Source organism: Aquisalimonas sp. APHAB1-3, from assembly GCF_048323695.1.
Lineage (GTDB): Bacteria > Pseudomonadota > Gammaproteobacteria > Nitrococcales > Aquisalimonadaceae > Aquisalimonas.
Genome location: NZ_JBLWFT010000013.1, coordinates 1 through 23,414, shown reverse-complemented (window position 1 = coordinate 23,414; position 23,414 = coordinate 1). Strand labels below are relative to the sequence as shown.

Annotated in this window: 22 protein-coding genes; 20 read left to right on the top strand and 2 right to left on the bottom strand. The window is 66.1% G+C overall.

The window, feature by feature from the left end; genetic code table 11:
• Positions 1-5: 5 nt before the first annotated feature.
• Positions 6-887: a lysophospholipid acyltransferase family protein gene (locus ACNSTU_RS15110; protein ID WP_290636853.1), complete on the bottom strand. Its 882-nt coding sequence runs from the start codon at positions 885-887 to the stop codon at positions 6-8.
• Between the two features lie 138 nt (positions 888-1,025).
• Here ACNSTU_RS15110 and ACNSTU_RS15105 point away from each other — a divergent pair, with 138 nt between their 5' ends.
• From ACNSTU_RS15105 to ACNSTU_RS15010, 20 genes are all read left to right on the top strand, one after another.
• Positions 1,026-1,550 (top strand): hypothetical protein, encoded by a 525-nt coding sequence (locus tag ACNSTU_RS15105; protein ID WP_290636852.1) that lies wholly within the window; start codon positions 1,026-1,028, stop codon positions 1,548-1,550.
• A 489-nt stretch (positions 1,551-2,039) separates the two neighbouring features.
• Positions 2,040-2,489: a D-aminoacyl-tRNA deacylase gene (dtd, locus tag ACNSTU_RS15100; protein ID WP_290631302.1), complete on the top strand. Its 450-nt coding sequence runs from the start codon at positions 2,040-2,042 to the stop codon at positions 2,487-2,489.
• A 61-nt stretch (positions 2,490-2,550) separates the two neighbouring features.
• A complete protein-coding gene (gene hisB / locus ACNSTU_RS15095) occupies positions 2,551-3,144 on the top strand; it encodes an imidazoleglycerol-phosphate dehydratase HisB (protein ID WP_290631300.1) in 594 nt (197 codons plus the stop codon).
• A gap of 26 nt (positions 3,145-3,170) precedes the next feature.
• Positions 3,171-3,818 (top strand): imidazole glycerol phosphate synthase subunit HisH, encoded by a 648-nt coding sequence (gene hisH / locus ACNSTU_RS15090; protein ID WP_418212564.1) that lies wholly within the window; start codon positions 3,171-3,173, stop codon positions 3,816-3,818.
• A gap of 10 nt (positions 3,819-3,828) precedes the next feature.
• On the top strand, positions 3,829-4,581 hold the full coding sequence (gene hisA, locus ACNSTU_RS15085; protein WP_290631296.1) for a 1-(5-phosphoribosyl)-5-[(5-phosphoribosylamino)methylideneamino]imidazole-4-carboxamide isomerase: 753 nt from the start codon (positions 3,829-3,831) through the stop codon (positions 4,579-4,581).
• On the top strand, positions 4,578-5,363 hold the full coding sequence (gene hisF / locus ACNSTU_RS15080) for an imidazole glycerol phosphate synthase subunit HisF (RefSeq protein WP_290631294.1): 786 nt from the start codon (positions 4,578-4,580) through the stop codon (positions 5,361-5,363). The genes hisA and hisF overlap by 4 nt, the downstream gene beginning before the upstream one ends.
• A complete protein-coding gene (gene hisI, locus ACNSTU_RS15075; RefSeq protein ID WP_290631292.1) occupies positions 5,360-5,752 on the top strand; it encodes a phosphoribosyl-AMP cyclohydrolase in 393 nt (130 codons plus the stop codon). The genes hisF and hisI overlap by 4 nt, the downstream gene beginning before the upstream one ends.
• Positions 5,745-6,077, top strand: coding sequence for a phosphoribosyl-ATP diphosphatase (locus ACNSTU_RS15070; RefSeq protein WP_290631290.1), 333 nt, complete (start codon positions 5,745-5,747; stop codon positions 6,075-6,077). The genes hisI and ACNSTU_RS15070 overlap by 8 nt, the downstream gene beginning before the upstream one ends.
• A gap of 37 nt (positions 6,078-6,114) precedes the next feature.
• Complete coding sequence (gene tatA / locus ACNSTU_RS15065; protein ID WP_290631288.1) at positions 6,115-6,396, top strand: twin-arginine translocase TatA/TatE family subunit; 282 nt, start codon at positions 6,115-6,117, stop codon at positions 6,394-6,396.
• Between the two features lie 113 nt (positions 6,397-6,509).
• On the top strand, positions 6,510-6,941 hold the full coding sequence (gene tatB, locus ACNSTU_RS15060; protein WP_290631286.1) for a Sec-independent protein translocase protein TatB: 432 nt from the start codon (positions 6,510-6,512) through the stop codon (positions 6,939-6,941).
• Positions 6,928-7,689 carry a twin-arginine translocase subunit TatC gene (gene tatC, locus ACNSTU_RS15055; protein ID WP_290631284.1) on the top strand — a complete coding sequence of 254 codons (762 nt, stop codon included), beginning with the start codon at positions 6,928-6,930 and terminating at the stop codon, positions 7,687-7,689. The genes tatB and tatC overlap by 14 nt, the downstream gene beginning before the upstream one ends.
• A 455-nt stretch (positions 7,690-8,144) precedes the next feature.
• On the top strand, positions 8,145-10,973 hold the full coding sequence (locus tag ACNSTU_RS15050) for a 2-oxoglutarate dehydrogenase E1 component (protein ID WP_290637306.1): 2,829 nt from the start codon (positions 8,145-8,147) through the stop codon (positions 10,971-10,973).
• 104 nt (positions 10,974-11,077) lie between these two features.
• On the top strand, positions 11,078-12,379 hold the full coding sequence (odhB, locus tag ACNSTU_RS15045; RefSeq protein WP_290631280.1) for a 2-oxoglutarate dehydrogenase complex dihydrolipoyllysine-residue succinyltransferase: 1,302 nt from the start codon (positions 11,078-11,080) through the stop codon (positions 12,377-12,379).
• A gap of 58 nt (positions 12,380-12,437) precedes the next feature.
• Entirely contained in the window at positions 12,438-13,859 is a 1,422-nt protein-coding gene (gene lpdA / locus ACNSTU_RS15040; RefSeq protein ID WP_290631278.1) for a dihydrolipoyl dehydrogenase, read from the top strand.
• A 227-nt stretch (positions 13,860-14,086) separates the two neighbouring features.
• A complete protein-coding gene (locus tag ACNSTU_RS15035) occupies positions 14,087-15,085 on the top strand; it encodes an oxidoreductase (protein WP_290631276.1) in 999 nt (332 codons plus the stop codon).
• A 1-nt stretch (position 15,086) separates the two neighbouring features.
• Positions 15,087-15,971, top strand: coding sequence for a methylisocitrate lyase (prpB, locus tag ACNSTU_RS15030; protein ID WP_290631274.1), 885 nt, complete (start codon positions 15,087-15,089; stop codon positions 15,969-15,971).
• A 58-nt stretch (positions 15,972-16,029) separates the two neighbouring features.
• The gene (prpC, locus tag ACNSTU_RS15025; RefSeq protein WP_290637304.1) at positions 16,030-17,157 is read left to right on the top strand and encodes a bifunctional 2-methylcitrate synthase/citrate synthase; all 1,128 of its coding nucleotides are present in this window, start codon (positions 16,030-16,032) and stop codon (positions 17,155-17,157) included.
• A 109-nt stretch (positions 17,158-17,266) separates the two neighbouring features.
• Complete coding sequence (gene acnD, locus ACNSTU_RS15020; RefSeq protein ID WP_290637302.1) at positions 17,267-19,894, top strand: Fe/S-dependent 2-methylisocitrate dehydratase AcnD; 2,628 nt, start codon at positions 17,267-17,269, stop codon at positions 19,892-19,894.
• Between the two features lie 75 nt (positions 19,895-19,969).
• A complete protein-coding gene (prpF, locus tag ACNSTU_RS15015; RefSeq protein ID WP_418212563.1) occupies positions 19,970-21,154 on the top strand; it encodes a 2-methylaconitate cis-trans isomerase PrpF in 1,185 nt (394 codons plus the stop codon).
• Positions 21,155-21,231: 77 nt separating this feature from the next.
• A complete protein-coding gene (locus ACNSTU_RS15010; RefSeq protein WP_290634158.1) occupies positions 21,232-22,683 on the top strand; it encodes a bifunctional 2-methylcitrate dehydratase/aconitate hydratase in 1,452 nt (483 codons plus the stop codon).
• Positions 22,684-22,765: 82 nt separating this feature from the next.
• Here ACNSTU_RS15010 and ACNSTU_RS15005 read toward each other — a convergent pair whose 3' ends face one another.
• The gene (locus tag ACNSTU_RS15005) at positions 22,766-23,191 is read right to left on the bottom strand and encodes an OsmC family protein (protein ID WP_418212562.1); all 426 of its coding nucleotides are present in this window, start codon (positions 23,189-23,191) and stop codon (positions 22,766-22,768) included.
• Between the last annotated feature and the right edge of the window lie 223 nt (positions 23,192-23,414).

The window sequence follows — 23,414 nt, the reverse complement described above, 5'->3', positions numbered from 1 at the left end:
CCGCGTCACCGGTACGGGTTCGGCTGCCCCGGCGGTGCCGGGCGAAACCGGCGATAGGTCCACTGGTACTGGGCGGGCGCGATACGCACGCACGCCTCCACACCGGCGTTCACCGCAGCGGCCGCGGCCACGGGGTCGGGATCGTGCACCCCATCCGGGGCCGGAATCACGTGTAACCGGAACCCGCGCCCCCAGGGCAACCGCTCCATGAAGGTGAACAGCACCGGCGCCCCCGTCTTGCGGGCCATCTGCGCGAGCAGCCCCATGGTGCGCGCCGGCACGCCGAAGAAGGGCGCGAACTCGCCGCTGTCCCGGGGCGTCTGGTCCGGCAGAATGCCCACCAGTTCCCCCTGCCGCAGCGCCTTGTAGAGCTGCCGGATGCCCGCACCGGTGGCCGGCAGGGAACGCGCGCCGGTCCGCTCCCGGGCCTCCACCATCAACGGCTCCAGATCCTCCGAGCGGGGCGGCCGGTAGAGGTTGTTCACCCGGAAGCGCTTGTTCACGTACAGGCTGACCAGTTCCCAGTTGCCCAGATGCGGGCCCGCCAGGAGGAGGCCGGAGCCCTCGGGCCAGTGGGCCGCCATGGTGTCCAGGGCGTCCGGGTTGACCACGAGCCGCTGCAGCCGGCGCTCGTCGGCATACCAGATGATCCCCGTCTCCATGAGCTGCTTGCCCAGCTCGCGAAAACTGGCGCGGCGCAGCCGCCGCCGTTGTGCGTCGGTGTACTCCGGGAAGCACAGGCGCAGGTTCACGTCGGTGATCGCCCTGTGCTTCCCAGGTATGGCGGCCAGCACGCTGCCTGCCACTACCCCGAGCCCATGTGCCACGGGCAGTGGCAGCAGGCTGGTGGCGCGCAGCAGCGCGCGTATCAGATGAATCCGTTGCACGGGCCTCCCCGGCTTATCGCCTCGTCGTTGCGCGTCATGTTGCCCTGCTACTATTGAGAGTGGCGAGTATATCGGTTTTGCCCGTGCGGGTGACCGCTCGCGGTGTCACAGTCAACCGACCCAGAGGGGGGAGAGACGATGGACTGGAACAAGCAGATGGAAGAACTGGTCAATGCCTGGACCGAAACACAGCGCCGCACCTGGGACAACTGGCTTGAGACCGTCAAGCAGTTCAGCGACAACCTGCCCGAGGGCACGGCGGCGCCCGGCGCCGATTACAAGGCGAATCTCGAGGCATGGGAACAGTCCGTGCGTCAGGCACTGGAGACCCAGGCACAGTGGGCAAAACAGTTGTCCAACGAACACGTCGCCGGCCAGTCGCCGGAAAGCATGGAGCGCTGGGCGCGCGAGATGCAGGAGATGATGAAGGGCTGGACGGAGTCCCAGCAGAAGCTGTGGGACGCCTGGCTGAGCAGCATGCGGGACATGGATCCCAGCGCCATGTCGACCCAGTGGGAGAAGGAGAGCAAACAGGTTCTGGAAGCCTGGCAGCAGGCCACACAGCGGGCTCAGGACACCATGTTGGAATGGTCCCGGGCTACGCAGTCAGGCGCCAAGGGCGGAACCGGCAAAGGGAAAGGCAAGGGCAAGGGCGGGCAATAACCGGAAATTCGCGCCCTTGAGGAAGCACTGAACAAAAGAAAACCGGCACATTCCATGTGCCGGTTGGCAGGTTCTCTTAGCTGAAGGTGCTCTGCGCGGGTTAATCCATCAACCCTGTGTTCATCCGTGACCGCAGTAGGCGCAATCCCTATTGTTTTCTTATGTCCTCACCGTCCCTGGCCACTCTGTGCATCCTGCCGTTCAGGTGACGTGTGTAGGTTGCCACAGCTCATTCGGTCCAGAAGTCGGTAATGATCGACAGCTTATGTAGGAAAATTCTTACAAGAATACTGGGACGCATGGTCCTGATTTAGCGGGTAATACGAGCGGAACGGCCGAGCCCCGGAGCTGGGGGCCTGGGTCCCGGACTGTCTGCGGCCAGGACGGCCGCAGTCAAGCGCCCATGGATGGGTTCACAGCGTGTCCGGGACCCAGGCCCCACCTCCGGGGCGTGACGCTGCCACATAGCGGGAATCAGGGAGGTCGGACTTGATCGGTTTGCTGCAACGGGTAACAAACGCATCGGTCACCGTGGACGGCGAGACGGTGGGCGCCATTGGCACCGGCCTCGCGGTCCTCGTGGGCGTGCAACAGGGCGATGGGGCCCGGGAGCGGGACCGGCTGCTGGAGCGGCTGCTGGCCTACCGCGTCTTCCCCGACGACGCCGGCCGCATGAACCTGTCCCTGCAGGACACCGGCGGTGGCCTGCTGCTCGTGCCCCAGTTCACCCTGGCCGCCGACACCCGCAAGGGCAACCGCCCGAGCTTCGGCCCCGCGGCGGCGCCGGAGGCCGGCCAGCACTGGTTCGAGAGCCTTGCGGAGCGGGCGCGCACCCTCTACGCCCCGGTGGCCTGCGGGCGCTTCGGCGCCGACATGCAGGTACAGCTCACCAACGATGGTCCGGTCACGTTCTGGCTGGAGGTCCCACCCTCGCGCTGAGGCCGGCGTGTGCTATGATGCCGAGCCCATTTGGGCAGACGGCGAACAGGCGCATCGATCCATGGCTGACCGCAAGGCCACCGTCGAACGCAACACCCTGGAGACGCAGGTCCGGCTGAGCCTCAACCTCGACGGTGAGGGCCAGTCCGATCTCGACACCGGGGTGCCGTTCTTCGAACACATGCTGGACCAGATCGCACGGCACGGATTGCTGGATCTCACCGTGCGTGCCAGCGGCGACACCCACATCGACGACCACCACACGGTCGAGGACGTGGGCATCGCGCTCGGCCAGGCTCTACGCAAAGCGTGTGGTGACAAGAAGGGCATTCGCCGATTCGGTCACGCCTACTGCCCCCTGGACGAAGCGCTAACCCGCGTGGTGGTGGACCTTTCGGGGCGACCGGGTCTGGAGTTCAACGTGGACTACCCGCGCGACTCCGTGGGCGGCTTCGACGTGGAGCTGGTTCAGGAGTTCTTTCAGGGGTTCGTCAACCACGCCTTCATCACCGTGCATGTGGACAATCTGCGTGGCACCAACACGCACCACGTGGTAGAGACGGTCTTCAAGGCCGCGGGGCGCGCCCTGCGGGCCGCAGTGGAACAGGACCCGCGACTGGGCGACGCCACACCGTCGACCAAAGGCGCGCTCTGATCCGGCAGACCAGGGGATTCTCGGCGATGGCAACCATCGCGGTTATCGATTACGGCATGGGAAATCTGCGCTCCGTGGCCAAGGCCCTGGAGCACGTGGATAACCGCTCACGCATCGTGGTCACGCATGATCCGGCCGAAATCCGGCGGGCGGACCGCGTGGTGCTGCCCGGCGTCGGCGCCATCCGCGAATGCATGGCGGAGCTGCGGCGGCTGGAGCTGGACGCGGTGATCCACGAGGTCGCTCGCAACAAGCCCTTCCTGGGTGTCTGCCTGGGCATGCAGGCGCTGCTCACCGCTAGCGAAGAGAACGGCGGCATGGACGCGCTCGGCGTGCTCCCCGGACAGGTGCGGCACTTCGCGTCGGGGTTTGCCGATGTCGGCATTGCGCCCCCCGGAAAAGTTCCCCACATGGGCTGGAACCAGGTCCGTCAGGCGAGGCAGCACCCGCTATGGCAGGGTATCGCCGACCACAGCTGGTTCTATTTCGTGCACAGCTACTTCGTACCGCTGCTCGATGACGGGCTCACGGCCGGTGTCACCCACTACGGTCTGGACTTTACCGCCGTCGTCGCGCGCGAGAATATATTCGCCACGCAGTTTCACCCGGAGAAAAGCCAGGGCGCCGGGCTGGAACTGCTTGCAAACTTCACCCGCTGGAACGGGACCGTATAGGCTGGAGATTATGCTGCTCATACCCGCCATTGACCTGAAAGACGGAAAATGTGTCCGCCTGCGCCAGGGCAACATGGATGACGAGACCATTTTCTCCGACGACCCCCTCGCCATGGCGGAGCGGTGGATCGACGCAGGCACCACGCGCATCCACATCGTCGACCTCAACGGCGCCGTTCAGGGGTTTCCCGTGAACGCGGACATCATCGGCCGCATCGCCGAGACCTACCCCGACATCGAGATCCAGGTGGGCGGCGGCATCCGTGACTTCAACACCATCCAGACCTATCTGGACGTGGGCGTGGACTTCGTGATCATCGGCACCCAGGCGGTGCGCACCCCGCACTTCGTGGATGATGCGTGCATGGAATTCCCCGGCCACATCATCGTCGGTCTGGACGCCCGCGACGGCAAGGTGGCCGTGGAGGGCTGGGCCAAGGATTCGGGGCACGACGCCATCGGGATGGCGCAGCGCTTCGAGCAAGCCGGTGTCGAGGCGCTGGTATTCACCGACATCGGCCGCGACGGCATGATGCGGGGCGTAAACACGGGCGCCACACGCGAGCTGGCGCGCAGCGTCGAGATTCCCGTGATCGCCTCCGGAGGCGTCACCAGCCTCGATGACGTCCGCGACCTCTGCGACGCTGAGCAGGACGGCGTCTCCGGCGCCATCATCGGCCGAGCCCTGTACGAGGGCAAGCTGAACCTGCGCGAAGCGCAATCGGTGGTCAACGGCCAGGGGGCATCCAGGGGCGTTTCATGACACTGGCCAAGCGCATCATTCCCTGTCTCGATGTGGACGAGGGGCGTGTCGTCAAGGGCGTGAAGTTCCTGGACATCCGCGATGCCGGCGACCCTGTGGAAATCGCACGGCGCTACGACCAGGCCGGCGCGGACGAGATCACCTTCCTGGACATCACCGCAAGCTCCGACGAGCGCGAGACGCTGGTCCAGGTGGTGGAGGCCGTGGCCGCCGAGGTCTTCATGCCGCTGACCGTCGGCGGCGGCATCCGCACCCCTGCGGACATACGCCGCATGCTCAACGCCGGCGCCGACAAGGTCGGCATCAACACTGCGGCCATCCACAACCCGGAGTTCGTGCGCGAGGCCGCCGAGCGGTTCGGCTCCCAGTGCATCGTCGTGGCCATTGACGCCAAGCGCGTCAATGGTGACGACGAACCCCCGCGCTGGGAGGTGTTCACCCACGGTGGTCGCCGGCAGACCGGGATCGACGCCGTCGAGTGGGCGCGGCGCATGGCCGATCTCGGCGCCGGCGAGATTCTGCTTACCAGCATGGATCGCGACGGCACCCGCGAGGGGTTCGATCTGGCCCTGACCCGCGCCGTCAGTGACGCCGTCACCATTCCGGTGATCGCCTCCGGGGGCGTGGGGGGCCTGCAGCACCTCGTGGATGGCGTAGTTGAGGGAGGCGCCGATGCAGTGCTTGCAGCCAGCATCTTTCATTTCGGCGAGTACACGGTGGCCGAGGCCAAGGCGTTCATGGCGGGTCAGGGCGTGGCGGTACGCCGCCAGGAGGAGACATGAGCGGGACCGGATGGCTTGATGAACTGCAGTGGGGTGAGACCGGCCTGCTCCCGGCCATCGCCCAGGACGCGGAGACCGGCGAGGCGCTCATGGTGGCCTGGATGAACCGCGACGCACTCGCGGCCACCGCAGAGCGCGGCGAGGCCGTCTACTGGTCGCGATCCCGCGGCCGGTTCTGGCACAAGGGCGAAGAGTCCGGTCACACGCAGACCGTGCGGGAGATCCGCATCGACTGCGATGCCGACGTCATCCTGCTCAGGGTCGAACAGCACGGCGGCATCGCCTGCCACACCGGGCGCCGCAGCTGTTTCTACCGCCGCCTGCGCGACGGCCACTGGGAGACGGTGGACGCGGTCGTGCGCGATCCCCGGGAGATCTACCGTGACTGATCACGATCGCGACGCGGTGCTCCATGCCGTGCACCAGGTTCTGCAGGCGCGCAAGGGCGCCGAAGCGTCCAGTTCTTACGTGGCCGGGCTCTACGACAAGGGGCTGGACACGATTCTGAAGAAGGTCGGGGAAGAGGCCACGGAGACGGTGATTGCCGCCAAGGGAGGCGAGCGCGACCAGGTTGTTTATGAAACCGCGGATCTGTGGTTCCATACACTTGTAATGCTGGCGGCTCTGGATCTCGGCCCGGCGGACGTGCTGGCGGAGCTTGAGCGCCGCTTCGGCCTCTCCGGGCTGGACGAGAAAGCGTCCCGCTCATCCTGAACAGCGCACGGGTGATCCGTGCAGGAGTAATGCTTCAATGGGTATCGGTGGAATCAGTGTCGGCTCTCTGCTCGTCATCCTTGTAATTGTTCTGCTTCTGTTCGGCACCAAGAAACTGCGCAACGTCGGTACGGACCTGGGCGGCGCCATCAAGGGCTTCCGCTCCGCCATGAAGGAAGGCGAGCAGGCCGGTGCGGAAGCGAGTGATGACAAGAAGACCGAAGACGAAGAGCCCGCACAGCTGAGCCAGGCGGAGGACGATGCCGCCGTCAAAGGCAGCAGCGAGGAGCAGAAGCGCTCCAGGGAACAGTCCTCCTGAGCGGAGCGGACCACGCCGTCGCTGGTCGCCGCCGGCACGTACCGGCGGCAGACGGCAGGTTCCGGTCTTGACGCACTCCATGAACGCTGACCCGATGCCGCCAGCCTGCCATCATGTTTGATATCAGCTTCCCGGAAATGCTGTTGATCCTGGTGGTCGCCCTGGTGGTGATCGGCCCGGAACGGCTGCCGCGCGTCGCGCGCACCATGGGCTTGTGGGTCGGGCGGGCGCGCTCGGTCTTCAACTCCGTCAAACGCGACGTGGAGCGGGAGGCGCGGCTGGACGAACTGCGCAAGGCCGAACGGGATTTCCGCAAGGACCTGGACCTGGGGCTCGACGAGGATGTCACCAAGGGCGAACGGACCAGCGCCCCCATCGGTGCATCCAAGAAGAAGACGGGCAAGGGCGCATCCGGCAGTGGCAAGGGGCGCCCCTCCATCGCCGATGTTGACGCACCGGCCGGCGACGGCGAAGCCGGTGGCGACGACCGGGTGACTCACGGCGAAACGGCGAAGGGCGAACGAGACAGCGATGGCAATACCTGAGTTCGACGAGGATCGGCCGTTTCTGAGCCACCTGCTCGAGCTGCGCTCGCGCCTGATGCGCGCGCTCGGGGCAACGCTGGTGGCGTTTCTCGCCATCTACCCGTTCTATGATCATCTGTTCACGTTCGTGGCCTCGCCCCTGCGGCGTGTACTGCCGGACGGCGAGCTGCTGGCCATTCAGGTCGCCTCGCCTTTTCTGATCCCGATGAAGCTGTCGCTGGTGGCGGCGCTGTTCGTCACCATCCCGTATCTGCTCTACCAGCTGTGGGCCTTCATCGCTCCGGGGCTCTACAAGCACGAGAAGACCCTGGTCTGGCCGCTGCTGATCTCCAGCACGCTGCTGTTCTACCTCGGGGCCTTGTTCGCGTATTTTGTGGTGCTGCCGCTGGTGTTCCCCTTCTTCGCCGGCGTCGCGCCACTGGGCGTCAGCTACCAGCCGGACATCAGCGAATACCTCAGTTTCGTACTCACCATGCTGGTGGTGTTCGGCCTCGCCTTCGAGGTCCCCATCGCGACGCTGCTGATGATCCGCACCGGCGCCACCACGCGCGCAAACCTGGCGGCGAAGCGCCCCTACGTGATCGTGGCGGCGTTCGCTTGCGGCATGCTGCTGACTCCGCCGGACATCATCTCCCAGGTGATGCTGGCCATCCCGGTATGGCTGCTGTTCGAGCTGGGGCTGTGGCTGTCCCGCTGGTATGGGACCAGCGGCGAGAATGAGGCTGACGATACCGAGCCGCAGGACTGACGCGCAATGCGGTCATCCCGAGTACCCGTGCTTTCTGATGATATTCTCGGCCGGTTTTGTGCCATTACCCGCAAAAAACGCTCCCGAGCGGTTGCCTCGGTGTCAGTCCGCGCGTTATTTTATGCCAACGGATTCGCCGTAATCGGGAAAATTTACTAAGTAGTAAGTTTTCCGATTCCGGAGGAACTGGAGCGCGGGCTTCGCTGCTCCGCCATGTGAACACCCTCTCGGGAGGTGGCTGGTTATCATGGGGAACACCCCATCAATGTGGATGCTACGCGACGGTTCGGCGCCCTGGCGCAGGGCGTCCCCCTCTTTTCCGGCATCCCCCGGTCGCCCGCAACAGTCAGTGGATGCCGCCCACGGCAACCGCCCGCTTCCCGGTCTCAGCCCCTCCCGATTCAACCCCGATCATCCGGTTCACCCAAGCGTCATGACGACGAAGGTGGTATGACATGTCAGGCTCCTTTCAGCAGTTGCAGCGCAGTTCGTATCTTGCCGGCGGCAACGCCTCGTTCATCGAAGACCTCTACGAGCAATATCTTCGTGATGCCTCGCTGGTACCCCAGGAGTGGCGGACCTACTTCAAGGGTCTCGAAGACGCCGAACCCCGGCAGGCCCGCGAGGTCCCCCACAGCCAGGTGCGCGAGGAGTTCGTCCGCCGCGCCCGGCGTAACGGCGGTGCGACAGCCGGCAGCGGCGGCCCGGCCATGTCGCCGGACGCCGCGGAAAAACAGGCGGCCGTGCTTCGTCTGATCAACGCATGGCGCGTGCGCGGCCACCAGGCGGCCAATCTGGACCCGCTGGACCTGCGCGACGCCTCGCCCATTCCGGACCTCGATCCCGCTTTCCACAATCTGACGGAAACGGACATGGACGCCGAGTTCAACACGGGCTCCCTGTTCACGGCCGACCGCATGAAGCTTCGCGACATCATCGCGTTCCTCAAGAACACGTATGGCCAGACCGTTGGCTCCGAGTTCATGCACATCACGGACACCCGCGAGAAGCGCTGGATCCAGGAGCGCATCGAGCGTGTCCAGGGACGCCCGGAACTCGACGGCGACCAGCGCCGCACCACGCTGGAGCGCCTGTCGGCGGCCGAGGGCATCGAGAAGTATCTGCACTCCAAGTACGTGGGGCAGAAGCGCTTCTCGCTGGAAGGCAGCGAGGCGCTCATCCCGCTGCTGGACGAGCTGATCCAGCGCAGTGGCGCCCAGGGCGTGAAAGAGATGGTCATGGGCATGGCCCACCGCGGTCGCCTGAACGTGCTCATCAATATCCTCGGCAAATCACCGGCGGACCTGTTCCAGGAGTTCGAAGGCAACTTCAACCTGGAGAACGCCGGTTCCGGGGACGTGAAGTACCACCTGGGCTACTCCTCCGACATCCAGACCCCGGGCGGCGCCCTGCACCTGGCCATGGCCTTCAACCCCTCGCACCTGGAGATCGTCGATCCGGTGGTGGTGGGCTCCGCGCGCGCGCGCATGCAGCGCCGGCACGACCGCTGGGGCGAGGAAGTGCTGCCGGTGCTCATCCACGGCGACGCCGCCTTCGCCGGCCAGGGCGTGGTGATGGAGACCTTTCAGCTCTCCCAGGCCCGCGGCTTCTACACCGGAGGCACGGTGCACGTCATCGTCAACAACCAGATCGGCTTCACCACCTCCAACCCGCTGGACTCGCGCTCCACACTGTACTGCACTGAGGTCGCCAAGATGGTGCAGGCGCCAATCCTGCATGTGAACGGCGATGACCCGGAGGCGGTGCTGTTCGTCACGCAGTTGGCGCTGGATTTCCGCCAGCGGTTTAAGAAGGACGTGGTCATCGACGTGATCTGCTACCGCCGCCACGGCCACAACGAAGCGGACGAGCCGGCGGCCACGCAGCCGATGATGTACGGCAAGATCAAGAAACGCCCGCCGGTGCGCAAGCTGTACGCCCAACGGCTGCACGAGGCGGGACTGATCGCCGGCGAGGATGCGGACACCATCGCCCGCGAGTACCGTGACGCGCTGGACAACGAGGAAGTAGTCGCGCCGCACATTCTCACCGGTGTGCGCAATGACTACGCGGTGGACTGGGACACCTACTTCCAGGGCAACTGGGATGACCCGGTGGACACCAATCTGTCGCCGCAGGTGCTGCGGGAGCTGAACGAGACGCTGCAGCAGCTGCCGGATCGCTTCGAGCTGAACCCACGGGTCAGTGGCATCATGGAAAGCCGCCGCAAGATGGGCGCCGGGGCGCTGGCCATGGACTGGGGTTTCGCCGAAACCATGGCCTACGCCGGGCTGCTGCGCGAGGGGCACAAGGTCCGCCTGACCGGCCAGGACAGCGGACGCGGCACCTTCTCCCACCGCCACGCCGTCCTGCACAACGCCAACGACGGCAGCACCTACGTGCCGCTGAAGAACGTCACCACCGAGCCGGAGGACTTCGTGGTCATCGACTCGCTGCTCTCGGAAGAGGCGGTGCTTGGCTTCGAATACGGCTACGCCACCAACGACCCCCGCACCATGGTGATCTGGGAGGCCCAGTTCGGGGACTTCGTCAACGGCGCCCAGGTGGTGATCGACCAGTTCATCACATCCGGGGAGACCAAGTGGGGCCGGCTGTCCGGACTCACCATGTACCTGCCGCACGGGTACGAGGGTCAGGGGCCGGAGCACTCCTCGGCCCGGCTCGAGCGCTTCCTCCAGCTGTGCGCGGACAACAACATCCAGGTGTGCGTGCCGACAACTCCGGCGCAGTTCTTCCACATGATCCGCCGCCAGCAGCTGCGCCGCTACCGCAAGCCGCTCATCGTCATGACCCCCAAGAGCCTGCTGCGGCACAAGCTCTCCACTTCCGCGCTGGAGAACCTCACCGAAGGGCACTGGCACAACGTCATCGACGAGATCGATGACATCAAGGTCAAGGACGTGCGAAAGGTGATCATCTGCAGCGGCAAGGTTTACTACGACCTGCTCACCGAGCGCCGCAACCGCGACATAAAGGACACCGTCATCGTGCGCGTCGAGCAGCTCTACCCGTTCCCGGAGAACGACCTCTCCGCACTGCTGCGGCGCCGCTACGGCAAGGCGAAGACCGTGGTTTGGTGCCAGGAAGAGCCGAAGAATCAGGGGGCCTGGTACTCAAGTCAGCACCATTTCCGCCGCTGCATGAAGGAGACCCAGCAGCTTCACTACGCCGGCCGGGACGCATCCGCATCGCCGGCAGTGGGCTACCCGAAGGTCCACCATGAGCAGCAGCGCAAACTGGTCGAGGATGCCCTGACCATCTAATCTCGTGGCCAGGGCCACGATCCGACATCAACGCCGGGCCTGTTGGCGGGCCCGGCTTCGCACGATCCGGACCATACCGGAGCCAATAACAAGCGAGGCACTGGATGAGCATCGAAATCAAGGTACCGCCGCTACCGGAATCCGTCTCCGAGGCCACGGTCGTCACCTGGCACAAGCAGCCGGGCGACGCCGTGGGCCGGGACGAGAATCTCGTCGACATCGAGACCGACAAGGTCGTTCTGGAGGTACCAGCGCCCGCAGACGGCGTTCTCGGAGAGATCAAGGCGGGCGAGGGTGACACGGTCACCGCCGATCAGGTCATCGGTACGCTGGACGAAAAGGCCGCCGCAGGTGGGGAAGACAAACCTGCTGCCTCGACCGGTGGCGACCAGAAAGAGCCGGCGGAAGCCGAGTCCGCCAAGTCACAGGGAGGCCGTAGTCAGGCGGCCGAAGACGCGGAGCTGAGCCCCGCCGTTCGCCGCCTGGTGGACGAGCACCAGCTCGACCCCCACGCCATTGAGGCCACCGGCCCGGGCGGGCGAATCACCAAGGAAGACGTGCTCAGGCACATGGAAGGCAGCGACGGCGACGGCGGTCCCACGCCAGAGCCGTCCCAGCCGCCGACTCCGCCGGCGCGCGACCGGTCCCGGGAAGCCAAGGAGGCCCAGCCGGAACCCGCCCTGAGCGGTGCACCCGCCGCGGGCGACCGCACCGAGCGCCGCGTGCCCATGACGCGCCTGCGCCAGCGCATCGCGGAGCGGCTGGTCGAGGCCCAGCAAACCGCCGCCATGCTGACCACCTTCAACGAGGTCAACATGAAGCCCGTGATGGACCTGCGCGCCAAGTACAAGGAGCAGTTCGAGAAGACCCACGGCATCAAGCTCGGGTTCATGAGCTTCTTCGTGAAGGCGGCCTGTGAAGCGCTGAAACGCTACCCGGCGGTGAATGCCTCCATCGATGGCAGCGACATCATCTACCATGGCTACCAGGACATCGGCATCGCCGTGAGCACCGACCGCGGCCTGGTCGTCCCGGTGCTGCGGAACGCCGAACACCAGGGCTTCGCGGAGATCGAGTCCAACATCATCGACTTCGGCAAGCGCGCCCGCGACGGCAAGCTGTCCATGGACGAGCTCACCGGTGGCACCTTCTCCATCACCAACGGCGGCATCTTCGGATCGCTGTTGTCGACGCCGATCCTGAACCCGCCACAGAGCGGCATCCTGGGCATGCACAAGACCCAGGAGCGACCGGTCGTGGAGAACGGCGAGATCGTCATCCGGCCGATGATGTACCTGGCGCTGTCGTACGATCACCGCATCATCGATGGCAAGGAGGCGGTGAGCTTCCTGGTGGCACTCAAGGAAATCATCGAGGACCCGGCCCGCCTCCTGCTGGAGGTCTGAGCCGTCCGGTCGCCCGGGCCTCGGGGCCCGGGCTCCCAGTCATTATCAGGAGTCATCCATGTCCAAGCATTACGATGTCATCGTCATCGGCGGCGGCCCCGCCGGCTACGTAGGCGCCATACGCGCCGCGCAGCTCGGCCTCAACACGGCCGTCGTGGACAACTTCATCTACAAGGATGGTGAGCCCTCCCTCGGCGGCACCTGCCTGAACGTGGGCTGCATCCCCTCCAAGGCACTGCTGGATTCCTCCGAGCAGTACCACAAGGTCACGCACACCCTGTCCGCCCACGGCATCAAGGCCAAGGACGTGGAGCTGGACGTCAAGGAGATGATCAAGCGCAAGGACAAGGTGGTGAAGGACCTCACCGGCGGCATTGCGCAGCTGTTCAAGGCCAACAAGATCGACTGGCTCAAGGGAAACGGTAAGCTGCTGGACAACAAGCAGGTCCAGGTCACCGGCCACAAGGGCGAGCAGGAGACCTACCAGGCGGACAACGTCATCCTGGCGCCGGGCTCCCGCCCCATCGACATCGAGGCGGCACCGCTGGACGGCGACCGGATCGTCAACTCCGACGGCGCCCTGGACTTCGACGATGTGCCGAAGCGGCTGGGCATCATCGGGGCCGGCGTCATCGGTCTCGAAATGGGCAGCGTCTGGAGCCGCCTGGGGTCCAAGGTGGTGCTGCTGGAAGCGCAGGACCAGTTCCTGCCCACGGTGGACCAGCGCGTGGCCAAGAGCGCCCAGGCCGAGTTCAAGAAGCAGGGCCTGGACATCCGCTTCGGCGCGCGCGTGACCAACGCCAAGACGGCGAAGAACGTCACGGTTCACTACGAGGACAAGGACGGCAAGCAGAGCCTCCAAGTCGATAAGCTCATCGTCTGCGTCGGCCGGCGCCCCAATACCGGCGACCTCTTCTCCGAGGACGCCAATCTGCTACTGGACGAGCGCGGCTTCGTCAACGTCAACGAGCAGTGCGAGACCAACCTGCCGGGCGTCTATGCCATCGGCGACGTGGTGCGCGGCCCGATGCTGGCGCACAAGGGCTCGGAAGAGGGCGTGATGGTCGCGGAGCTCATTGCCGGCGGCAACGGCCATGTGAACTACGACACCATCCCCTGGGTCATCTACACGCACCCCGAGATCGCCTGGGTGGGTCGCACGGAGCAGTCGCTGAAGTCGGCCGGCATCCCGTTCAAGAGCGGCACGTTCAACTTCGGCGCCACCGGCCGTGCCCGCGCCATGGAAGAGACGGCCGGCATGGTCAAGATCATTGCCCATGCGGAGACCGACCGCGTGCTCGGCGTGCACATCGTCGGCCCGCAGGCCTCGGAACTCATCGCCGAGGCGGTTGTGGCCATGGAGTTCCACGCCAGCTCGGAAGATCTTGCGCGCACCATCCACGCGCACCCGACTCTGTCCGAGGCGGTGCATGAGGCAGCGCTGTCGGTGTCCAAGCGGGCCATTCACAAGGCCAACTGACGGGGCGGGCCCGGCGCCCCTCCCAGCGGGCGCCGGGCAGTTCCAATCCAACAAGCGGGCCAGTATTGAAATAAAAAAGGGTATATGGGCCGGCTCCACGGCCTGTCCCTGATTGAAAACGCACCTTTTCTGCGTTTTTGTGTACTAACATTATGAATTGAAAGCGTTTTGGGAACCGCTCTTTCGCTGAGTTAGACTAGGCCTCCGCATCGGATCAGGGGGTTATCATGAGTTCCTTCAAGGCTTTGCGCATTCACGAAGCAGACAAGGGCGTTGATTCCCGCGTCGAGGACATCACGCTCGATGACCTTGCCGAAGGTGCGGTGGAGATCCGCAACGCCTGGTCCGGTATCAACTTCAAGGACGCCCTGGCCGTTACCGGCAAGGGCAAGATCGCCCGGAAGTTCCCCCTGGTCGCCGGAATCGACCTCTCCGGCACGGTCGAGGCGTCCGAAGACCCGCGCTTCAAACCCGGCCAGAAGGTGCTGGTCACCGGCTGGGGCATGGGCGAGACCCACGACGGTGGCTACGCCGAGCGCGCCCGGGTCCGGGGCGACTGGGTCGTCCCGCTCCCCGACGAGTTGGACCTGCGCCAGGCCATGGTGATCGGCACCGCCGGCTTCACGGCAGCCATGGCGCTGGTGCGCATGGAACAGAACGGCCAGCGCCCGGAGCAGGGGCCGGTGGTCATCACCGGCGCCAGCGGCGGCGTTGGCAGCTTTGCGACGCGCCTGTTCAGCCGCGCCGGCTACGACGTCACGGCCATGACCGGCAAGCCCGAGGCCGCCGACTACCTGCGCAGCCTCGGCGCCACGGCCATTCTTGACCCGACACAGGTCGACTACGGCAAACGCCCCCTGGAAAAGGCGGAATGGGCCGGCGCCGTGGACGCACTGGGCGGCGAGACGCTCACCTGGCTCACCCGCACGGTGAAGCCCTTTGGCAACATTGCGGCAATCGGTCTGGCCCAGGGCATTGAGCTCAACACCACGGTCATGCCGTTCATCCTGCGGGGCGCGAGCCTGCTCGGGATCGATTCCGTCTACTGCCCCGCGACCCTGCGCCTGAAGATCTGGGAACGGGCCGCCCAACTGCTCAAGGCCGACGACTTCCAGGCCATCGGCCAACGCGAACTGACCCTGAACGACGTGCCCCAGGCCTGCGCCGACCTCATGGACCGCAAGGTCCACGGACGCATGCTGGTGCGCCTTAGCGGAGAACAATGACATGAGCCAGACCCTTACCCCCGGCGCGCGCTTCCGCGCCGCCCTGGAAGCCGAACGCCCGCTGCAGGTTGCGGGCACCATCAACGCCTACTCGGCCCTGCTGGCAGAGCGCGCCGGCTTCAAGGCCATCTACCTGTCCGGCGGCGGCGTGGCCAACGCCTCCTATGGTCTGCCGGACCTGGGCATCACCCAGCTGGCGGACGTGGTGGAAGACGCGAGCCGCATCACCTCCATTACCGATGTGCCACTGCTCGTGGACGTGGACACCGGCTGGGGCAGCGCTTTCAACATCGCCCGCACCGTGCGCGAGATGGAGCGTGCGGGCGTCGCCGCCATCCACCTGGAAGATCAGGTGGCGGCCAAACGCTGCGGTCACCGGCCCAACAAGGAACTGGTCTCCCGTGACGAAATGGTCGACCGGGTGAAGGCGGGCGTGGATGCGCGCCAGGACGATCAGTTCGTGTTCATGGCGCGCACCGACGCTTACGCGTCCGAGGGCATGGAGGCCGCCCTGGACCGTGCCAACGCCTATGTCGACGCCGGTGCGGACATGATCTTCGCCGAGGCCCTGCACACGCTGGAAGAGTTCAAGGCCTTCGCCGACCGTGTACCGGTGCCGGTGCTCGCCAACATCACCGAGTTCGGCCAGACGCCGCTGTTCACCACCAGTGAGCTGCGGGATGCCGGTGCGCAGCTGGTGCTGTACCCGCTGTCTGCGTTCCGCGCCATGAGCCGCGCGGCGGAGCAGGTCTACTCCAGCATCCGTGAGAACGGCACCCAGGCTGAAGTGGTGGACACCATGCAGACGCGAGCAGAGCTCTACGACGTGCTCGGCTATCACGAGTACGAACAGAAGCTGGACTCACTATTCAAGAAAGACCAGTAAATGCGGCGATCCCCAACTGACGGGGCCTGACTGACCGCAAACGAGAGAGAGGCAAAGCATGACGGAGAAGAAAATTGGCGGGGCCGGCCTGCGTGGCCAGTCCGCAGGTGCCACGGCGCTGTGCACCGTGGGCCAGAAGGGAACGGGCCTGACCTATCGCGGCTACGATGTGCGCGACCTGGCGGACAACACCAGCTTCGAGGAGGTGGCCTACCTGATCCTGTACGGGGAGCTGCCCACCCGCAGCCAGCTGGACGCCTACATCCAGCGCCTCAAGGGCCTGCGCGACCTGCCCCAGCCGCTGCGTGAAGTGCTGGAGCGCATCCCGAAGGACGCCCATCCCATGGACGTCATGCGCACCGGCGCCTCCATGCTGGGTAACCTGGAGACGGAGACCGACTTCTCCCAACAGCAGGACGTGGCCGACCGCCTGCTCGCGGTGTTCCCGTCCATCATCAACTACTGGTATCGCTACTCCCACGACGGCGTGCGCATCGACCCGAACACCGATGACGATTCCATCGGCGGGCACTTCCTGAACCTGCTACACGGCAAGGCCCCGAGCAAGCTTCACTCCGACGTGATGAACGTCTCGCTGATCCTCTACGCCGAGCATGAGTTCAACGCCTCCACGTTCACCGCCCGGGTGTGCGCCTCGACCCTGTCGGACATGCACTCCTGCATCACCGGCGCCATCGGCTCCCTGCGCGGGCCGCTGCACGGCGGCGCCAACGAGGCGGCCATGGCCATGATCGAGCAGTGGTCCTCGCCAGAGGAGGCCAAGCGCGAGCTCAAGGCCATGCTGGACCGCAAGGATAAGGTCATGGGCTTCGGCCATGCCATCTACCGCGAGTCCGACCCGCGCAACGCGGTGATCAAGGGCTGGTCGAAGAAACTCGCCGACGACGTGGGCGACACCACCCTCTACCCGGTGAGCGAGGCGGTGGAACAGCTCATGTGGGACGAGAAGAAGCTGTTCGCCAACGCCGACTTCTTCCACGCCTCGGCATACCACTTCATGGGCATCCCCACGAAGCTGTTCACGCCGATCTTCGTGATGTCGCGGCTCACCGGCTGGGCGGCGCACGTGATGGAGCAGCGGGAGAACAACCGCATCATCCGGCCCAGTGCCGACTACGTGGGCCCCGAGCTGCGCGAGGTCACCCCCATCGACCAGCGCGGCTGAGACCGCCCGTGAATCCCCCCGGGCGTCCGACCTCAGGGCGCCCGGGCTGTCGCAGCATCCTGTCGCGGCGGAGCCCCTGCCGCGCTGCCAATCCGAGACGGATACCGCCATGCCTGACGTGACCAATACCGACTACCGCAAGCCCCTGCCGGGCACCGATCTGGACTACTTCGACGCGCGCGCGGCCGTGGACGCCATCAAGCCCGGCGCCTGGGCGGGGCTGCCCTACACCTCCCGCGTTTTCGCCGAGAACCTGGTACGGCGCTGTGACCCATCCAGACTCACGGACAGTCTCAAGCAGCTCATCGAGCGCCGGCGTGACCTGGACTTCCCCTGGTACCCGGCACGGGTGGTGTGTCACGACATTCTCGGCCAGACGGCGCTGGTGGACCTGGCCGGCCTGCGCGACGCCATCGCCGAGAAGGGCGGCGACCCAGCCAAAGTCAACCCGGTGGTGCCGACACAGTTGATTGTCGACCACTCCCTGGCCGTGGAGCACGCCGGCTTCGAGAAGGACGCCTTCGAGAAGAACCGCGCCATCGAAGAGCGGCGCAATGAGGACCGCTTCCACTTCATCGACTGGACCAAGAAGGCCTTCGACAACGTCGACGTGATCCCGCCGGGCAACGGCATCATGCACCAGATCAACCTGGAGAAGATCTCTCCGGTGATCCAGGCGGGCGACGGCGTGGCCTACCCCGATACCTGCGTGGGCACGGACAGCCACACCCCGCATGTGGACGCCCTGGGCGTCATCGCCATCGGCGTCGGCGGCCTGGAGGCGGAGAACGTCATGCTCGGCCGCGCCTCCTACATGCGCCTGCCGGACATCGTCGGCGTGGAGCTCACCGGCAAGCCACAGCCGGGTGTCACCGCCACCGACATCGTGCTGGCGATCACCGAGTTCCTGCGCAAGGAGCGGGTGGTGTCGTCGTACCTGGAATTCTATGGTGAGGGCGCCAAGGCGCTGACCGTGGGCGACCGGGCCACCATCTCCAACATGACTCCGGAGTTCGGCGCCACCGCGGCCATGTTCTACATCGACCAGCAGACCCTGGACTACCTCACCCTCACCGGCCGCGAGCCGGAGCAGGTGAAGCTGGTGGAGAACTACGCCAAGACCGTGGGTCTGTGGGCGGACGATCTCGAGACCGCCGAGTACGAGCGCGTGCTGCGCTTCGACCTCTCCTCGGTGGTGCGCAACGTCGCCGGACCCTCCAACCCGCACAAGCGCGTGTCCACCACGGATCTCGCCAAGGCGGGCATCGCCGGCGAGGTGGAAGAGCGCGATGACGGCCTGATGCCCGACGGTGCAGTGATCATCGCCGCGATCACCAGCTGCACCAACACCAGCAACCCGCGCAACGTCATCGCTGCCGGGCTGCTGGCGAAGAAGGCCAACGAGCTCGGCCTGCAGCGCAAGCCCTGGGTGAAGACCTCGTTGGCGCCCGGCTCCAAGGCGGTGCAGCTCTACCTGGAAGAGGCCAACCTGCTGTCGCATCTGGAAGATCTGGGCTTCGGCATCGTCGCCTTCGCCTGCACCACCTGCAACGGCATGAGCGGCGCCCTGGACCCGAAGATCCAGCAGGAGATCATCGACCGCGACCTCTACTCCGTGGCGGTGCTCTCCGGCAACCGCAACTTCGACGGCCGCATCCACCCGCACGCCAAGCAGGCCTTCCTGGCCTCGCCGCCCATGGTGGTGGCCTACGCCATCGCCGGCACTGTGCGCTTCGACATCGAGAAGGACGTGCTCGGCCATGATGCCGACGGCAACCCGGTCACCCTCAAGGACCTGTGGCCCAGCGAGGACGAGATCGACGCCATGGTGCGTGACTCCGTGAAACCGGAGCACTTCCGCAACGTCTACTTCCCCATGTTCAAAAAGTCCACGGACGCGAAAGTGCAGGTGAGCCCGCTGTACGAGTGGCGGCCGCAGAGCACCTATATCCGCCGCCCGCCGTACTGGGAAGGGGCACTGGCGCACAAGCCGACCCTCCAGGGCATGCGGCCGCTGGCCGTGCTCGGCGACAACATCACCACCGACCACCTCTCGCCCTCCAACGCCATCATGGCCGACAGCGCCGCCGGCGAGTACCTGGCGAAAATGGGCCTGCCGGAGGAGGACTTCAACTCCTACGCCACTCACAGGGGCGATCACCTCACCGCCCAGCGCGCGACGCTGGCCAACCCCAAGCTGATCAACGAGATGGCGGTGGACGCCAACGGCGAGGTAAAGCAGGGCTCGCTCACCCGGCTGGAGCCGGACGGCAAAGTCATGCGCATGTGGGACGCCATCGAGACCTACATGGAGCGCAAACAGCCGCTGATCATCATCGCCGGCGCCGATTACGGCCAGGGCTCGTCCCGGGACTGGGCCGCAAAGGGCGTGCGGCTGGCCGGCGTGGAGGCCATCGCCGCCGAGGGCTTCGAGCGCATCCACCGCACCAACCTGGTGGGCATGGGCGTGATGCCGCTGCAGTTCCAGGAGGGCACCACCCGCAAGACCCTGGGCCTGGACGGCACCGAGGTCTATGACGTGGAAGGCGAACTGGCCCCGGGCGAGACGCTGACTCTGGTGGTGACCCGCGCCAACGGCGAGCGCATGGACGTGCCGGTAACCTGCCGGCTGGATACCGCCGAGGAGGTCTCCATCTACGAGGCCGGCGGCATCCTGCAGCGCTTCGCCAAGGACTTCCTGGAGGCGGACCCGGACGCCACTGCTCTGGAGCAGTGAGCGCGAGCCTCCGACCCTGAACCACCCGCGTCGCTCCCGCAGCGGCGCGGGCCTCACTACGACGGAACCCGAGTCATGGCCCATCAACCCCAGATCCGCATCCCCGCCACCTACATGCGCGGCGGCACCAGCAAGGGCGTGTTCTTCCGCCTGCAGGACCTGCCGGAGGCCGCGCAGGTGCCCGGCGCCGCCCGGGACAACCTGCTGCTGCGGGTGATCGGCAGCCCCGACCCCTACGGCAAGCACACCGATGGCATGGGCGGCGCCACGTCGAGCACCAGCAAGACGGTCATCCTCGCCGCCAGCGACAGCCCGGACCACGACGTGGACTACCTGTTCGGCCAGGTCTCCATCGACAAGCCGTTCGTGGACTGGAGCGGCAACTGCGGCAACCTCTCCGCCGCCGTGGGGCCGTTCGCCATCGCCAACGGCCTGGTGGACCCGGCCCGCATTCCGGACAACGGCGTCGCCGAGGTGCGCATCTGGCAGGCCAACATCCAGAAGACCATCATCGGTCGCGTGCCCATGGTCAATGGCGAGGTGCAGGAGACCGGCGATTTCGAGCTGGACGGGGTGACCTTCCCCGCTGCCGAGGTGCCGGTGGAGTTCATGAACCCCGCCGACGGCGAGGGCGCGCTGTTCCCCACCGGCAATCTGGTGGACGAACTGGACGTCCCCGGCATGGGCACCCTGCAGGCCACGCTGATCAACGCCGGCATCCCCACCGTGTTCGTCAACGCCGACGCCATCGGGTACACCGGCACCGAGCTGCAGGAGGCCATCAACGGCGACCCGGAACAGCTCGCCATGTTCGAGACCATCCGGGCCCATGGCGCCGTGCGCATGGGGCTCATCGACCACGTGGACGGAGCCGCCAACCGCCAGCACACCCCCAAGGTCGCCTTCGTCGCCCCGCCGAAGGACTACCAGGCGTCCAGCGGCAAGAGCGTGCGCGCCGGTGACATCGACCTGCTGGTGCGGGCGCTGTCCATGGGCAAGCTCCACCACGCCATGATGGGCACGGCGGCCGTGGCCATCGGCACCGCCGCCGCCATTCCCGGCACCCTCGTGAACCGGGCCGCCGGTGGCGGCGACCGGGACAGCGTTCACTTCGGCCACCCCTCCGGCACCCTGCGCGTGGGCGCGAAGGCGGTGCAGGAGAGCGGCGAATGGACCGTGGCCAAGGTCAGCATGAGCCGCAGTGCGCGCGTGCTCATGGAGGGCCATGTGCGCATCCCCGGGGACGTGCTCGCGCCATAGCGGTCAACGCCACTGACGGCCACGCCGTCAGTGGACTATAGTCGGACTATCCACCCGCACGAGGAGGAGGCCGACCCATGAGCGCAGCCGACGGTATCAAGTCCGCCAAGCGGCCCGACCCGGACCCCGAACTGGTGGCCATGGCCGAGTACGTGGCCAACGCCAGTATCGACAGCGACGAGGCCTACGACACTGCCCGCCACATGCTCATGGACAGCCTGGCCTGCGCCATGCTGGCCCTGCAGTACCCGGCCTGCACCAAGCTGCTGGGGCCGGTGGTGCCCGAGGCGCAGATGGCCAACGGCGTCAAGGTGCCGGGTACCGCCTACCAGCTCGACCCGGTGCAGGGCGCGTTCAACATCGGCGCCATGATCCGTTGGCTGGACTTCAACGACACCTGGCTGGCGGCTGAGTGGGGCCACCCCTCGGACAACCTGGGCGGCGTGCTCGCCGTGGCGGACTACATCAGCCGCCGCAATATCGCCAACGGCCGCGAGCCGCTCACCATGCGCGACGTGCTCACCGCCGCCATCAAGTGCCACGAGATCCAGGGCGTGATCGCGCTGGAGAACAGCTTCAACCGCGTCGGCCTGGACCACGTCATGCTCTGCCGCATCGCCACTGCCGCTGTGGCCACGAAACTGCTGGGCGGTGACAAGGAGGACGTCGTCACCGCCCTGTCCCACGCCTGGATCGACGGCTCCAGCCTGCGCACCTACCGCCACGCCCCCAACACCGGCTCGCGCAAGAGCTGGGCAGCGGGGGATGCCTCCGCCCGCGGCGTGCGCCTGGCGCTGATCAGCCGCACCGGCGAGATGGGCTACCCCTCGGCGCTGTCGGCCAAGGGCTGGGGCTTCAACGACGTGCTGTTCAAAGGCAACCCTCTGAAGTTCAGCCAGGGCTATGGCAGCTACGTCATGGAGAACATCCTGTTCAAGATCTCCTTCCCGGCGGAGTTCCACGCCCAGACCGCCGCCGAGGCGGCCATGACCCTGCACCCGGAGGTGGCCGACCGCATCGACGAGATCGACAGGGTGGTGATCGAGACCCAGGAAGCGGGCGTGCGCATCATCGACAAGACCGGCCCGCTGGACAACCCGGCCGACCGCGACCACTGCATCCAGTACATGACCGCCGTGCCGCTGATCTTCGGCCGCCTCACGGCGGATGACTACGAGGACCATGTGGCCGCCGACCCGCGCATCGACGCCCTGCGCGACAAGATGGAAGTCACGGAGAACCCGCAGTTCTCGAAGGACTACCTGGACCCGGACAAGCGCTCCATCGGCAACGCCGTGCAGGTGTTCTTCAAGGACGGCTCCAGCACCGAGCGCGTGGCCGTGGAGTACCCCATCGGCCACCGCCGCCGCCGCGACGAAGGCATCCCGGTGCTGGTGGAGAAGTTCGAGGCCGCCCTCGCCACCCGCTTCGCACCGCGCCAGGCCGAGCGCATCCGCCACGCCTGCGCCGACCAGCGACGCCTGGAAGAACTCCCGGTCAACGTGTTCATGGACCTCTGGGCCCTATGAGGTAGGGTGGACCTTCAGGTCCACCGATATAGCCACGATGGTGGACCTGAAGGTCCACCCTACGGCGACGGCTCTGGCGCGATCACCCCTCCAGAGTCGCGTCCATGGTGATCTCCGCATTCAAAAGCTTGGAGATCGGGCACCCCGCCTTGGCGTTGTTCGCGGCGGTGTCGAACGCCGCCTGGTCCGCGCCCGGCACCTTGGCTTTCACCGTCAGATGCACCTTGGTCACGGCGAAGCCGCCGTCCACCTTCTCAAGCGAGACGTCTGCCGTGGTGCGGATGCTGTCGGGCGTGAGGCCGGATTCCCCCAGCTGTCCGGACAGGGCCATGGAGAAACAACCCGCATGGGCCGCACCGATCAGCTCCTCCGGGTTGCTGCCCTTCTCATCCTCGAAGCGGGTGCCGAAGCCGTAGGCCACATCGGCCAGCGCACCGCTCTCGGTGGAGACAACACCCTTGCCCTGTTTCAGGTCACCTTTCCATTCCGCGTTCGCACTGCGTTTCATGGCTCGCTCCTCCTTCTGACCTCTTGAAAGCGTAGTTCACTGGTGGACCTGAAGGTCCACCCTACGGTGGCTTCGGTGACGGAGTCTAATGCAGGTGTAGATACCGTCTTGCGGGTCAAGCGGTAGACCCCGTAGGGCGGACCTTCAGGTCCGCCATCCCGGGCCCCCCATGCCGGTTGGCCGTCAGGCCAACGCGGGGTCGTAAGGGCGCTGGTTTTTGATG

Bases quoted from the DNA above. Each gene is read 5' to 3' on its own strand.
- ACNSTU_RS15035 (WP_290631276.1), top strand. From the start codon at position 14,087: ATGAGTTCCTTCAAGGCTTTGCGCATTCACGAAGCAGACAAGGGCGTT.
- ACNSTU_RS15005 (WP_418212562.1), bottom strand. From the start codon at position 23,191: ATGAAACGCAGTGCGAACGCGGAATGGAAAGGTGACCTGAAACAGGGC.
- prpC (WP_290637304.1), top strand. From the start codon at position 16,030: ATGACGGAGAAGAAAATTGGCGGGGCCGGCCTGCGTGGCCAGTCCGCA.
- ACNSTU_RS15010 (WP_290634158.1), top strand. From the start codon at position 21,232: ATGAGCGCAGCCGACGGTATCAAGTCCGCCAAGCGGCCCGACCCGGAC.
- ACNSTU_RS15050 (WP_290637306.1), top strand. From the start codon at position 8,145: ATGTCAGGCTCCTTTCAGCAGTTGCAGCGCAGTTCGTATCTTGCCGGC.
- lpdA (WP_290631278.1), top strand. From the start codon at position 12,438: ATGTCCAAGCATTACGATGTCATCGTCATCGGCGGCGGCCCCGCCGGC.
- tatC (WP_290631284.1), top strand. From the start codon at position 6,928: ATGGCAATACCTGAGTTCGACGAGGATCGGCCGTTTCTGAGCCACCTG.
- prpB (WP_290631274.1), top strand. From the start codon at position 15,087: ATGAGCCAGACCCTTACCCCCGGCGCGCGCTTCCGCGCCGCCCTGGAA.
- tatB (WP_290631286.1), top strand. From the start codon at position 6,510: ATGTTTGATATCAGCTTCCCGGAAATGCTGTTGATCCTGGTGGTCGCC.
- odhB (WP_290631280.1), top strand. From the start codon at position 11,078: ATGAGCATCGAAATCAAGGTACCGCCGCTACCGGAATCCGTCTCCGAG.
- hisB (WP_290631300.1), top strand. From the start codon at position 2,551: ATGGCTGACCGCAAGGCCACCGTCGAACGCAACACCCTGGAGACGCAG.
- hisH (WP_418212564.1), top strand. From the start codon at position 3,171: ATGGCAACCATCGCGGTTATCGATTACGGCATGGGAAATCTGCGCTCC.
- hisA (WP_290631296.1), top strand. From the start codon at position 3,829: ATGCTGCTCATACCCGCCATTGACCTGAAAGACGGAAAATGTGTCCGC.
- acnD (WP_290637302.1), top strand. From the start codon at position 17,267: ATGCCTGACGTGACCAATACCGACTACCGCAAGCCCCTGCCGGGCACC.
- hisI (WP_290631292.1), top strand. From the start codon at position 5,360: ATGAGCGGGACCGGATGGCTTGATGAACTGCAGTGGGGTGAGACCGGC.
- ACNSTU_RS15105 (WP_290636852.1), top strand. From the start codon at position 1,026: ATGGACTGGAACAAGCAGATGGAAGAACTGGTCAATGCCTGGACCGAA.
- prpF (WP_418212563.1), top strand. From the start codon at position 19,970: ATGGCCCATCAACCCCAGATCCGCATCCCCGCCACCTACATGCGCGGC.
- tatA (WP_290631288.1), top strand. From the start codon at position 6,115: ATGGGTATCGGTGGAATCAGTGTCGGCTCTCTGCTCGTCATCCTTGTA.
- hisF (WP_290631294.1), top strand. From the start codon at position 4,578: ATGACACTGGCCAAGCGCATCATTCCCTGTCTCGATGTGGACGAGGGG.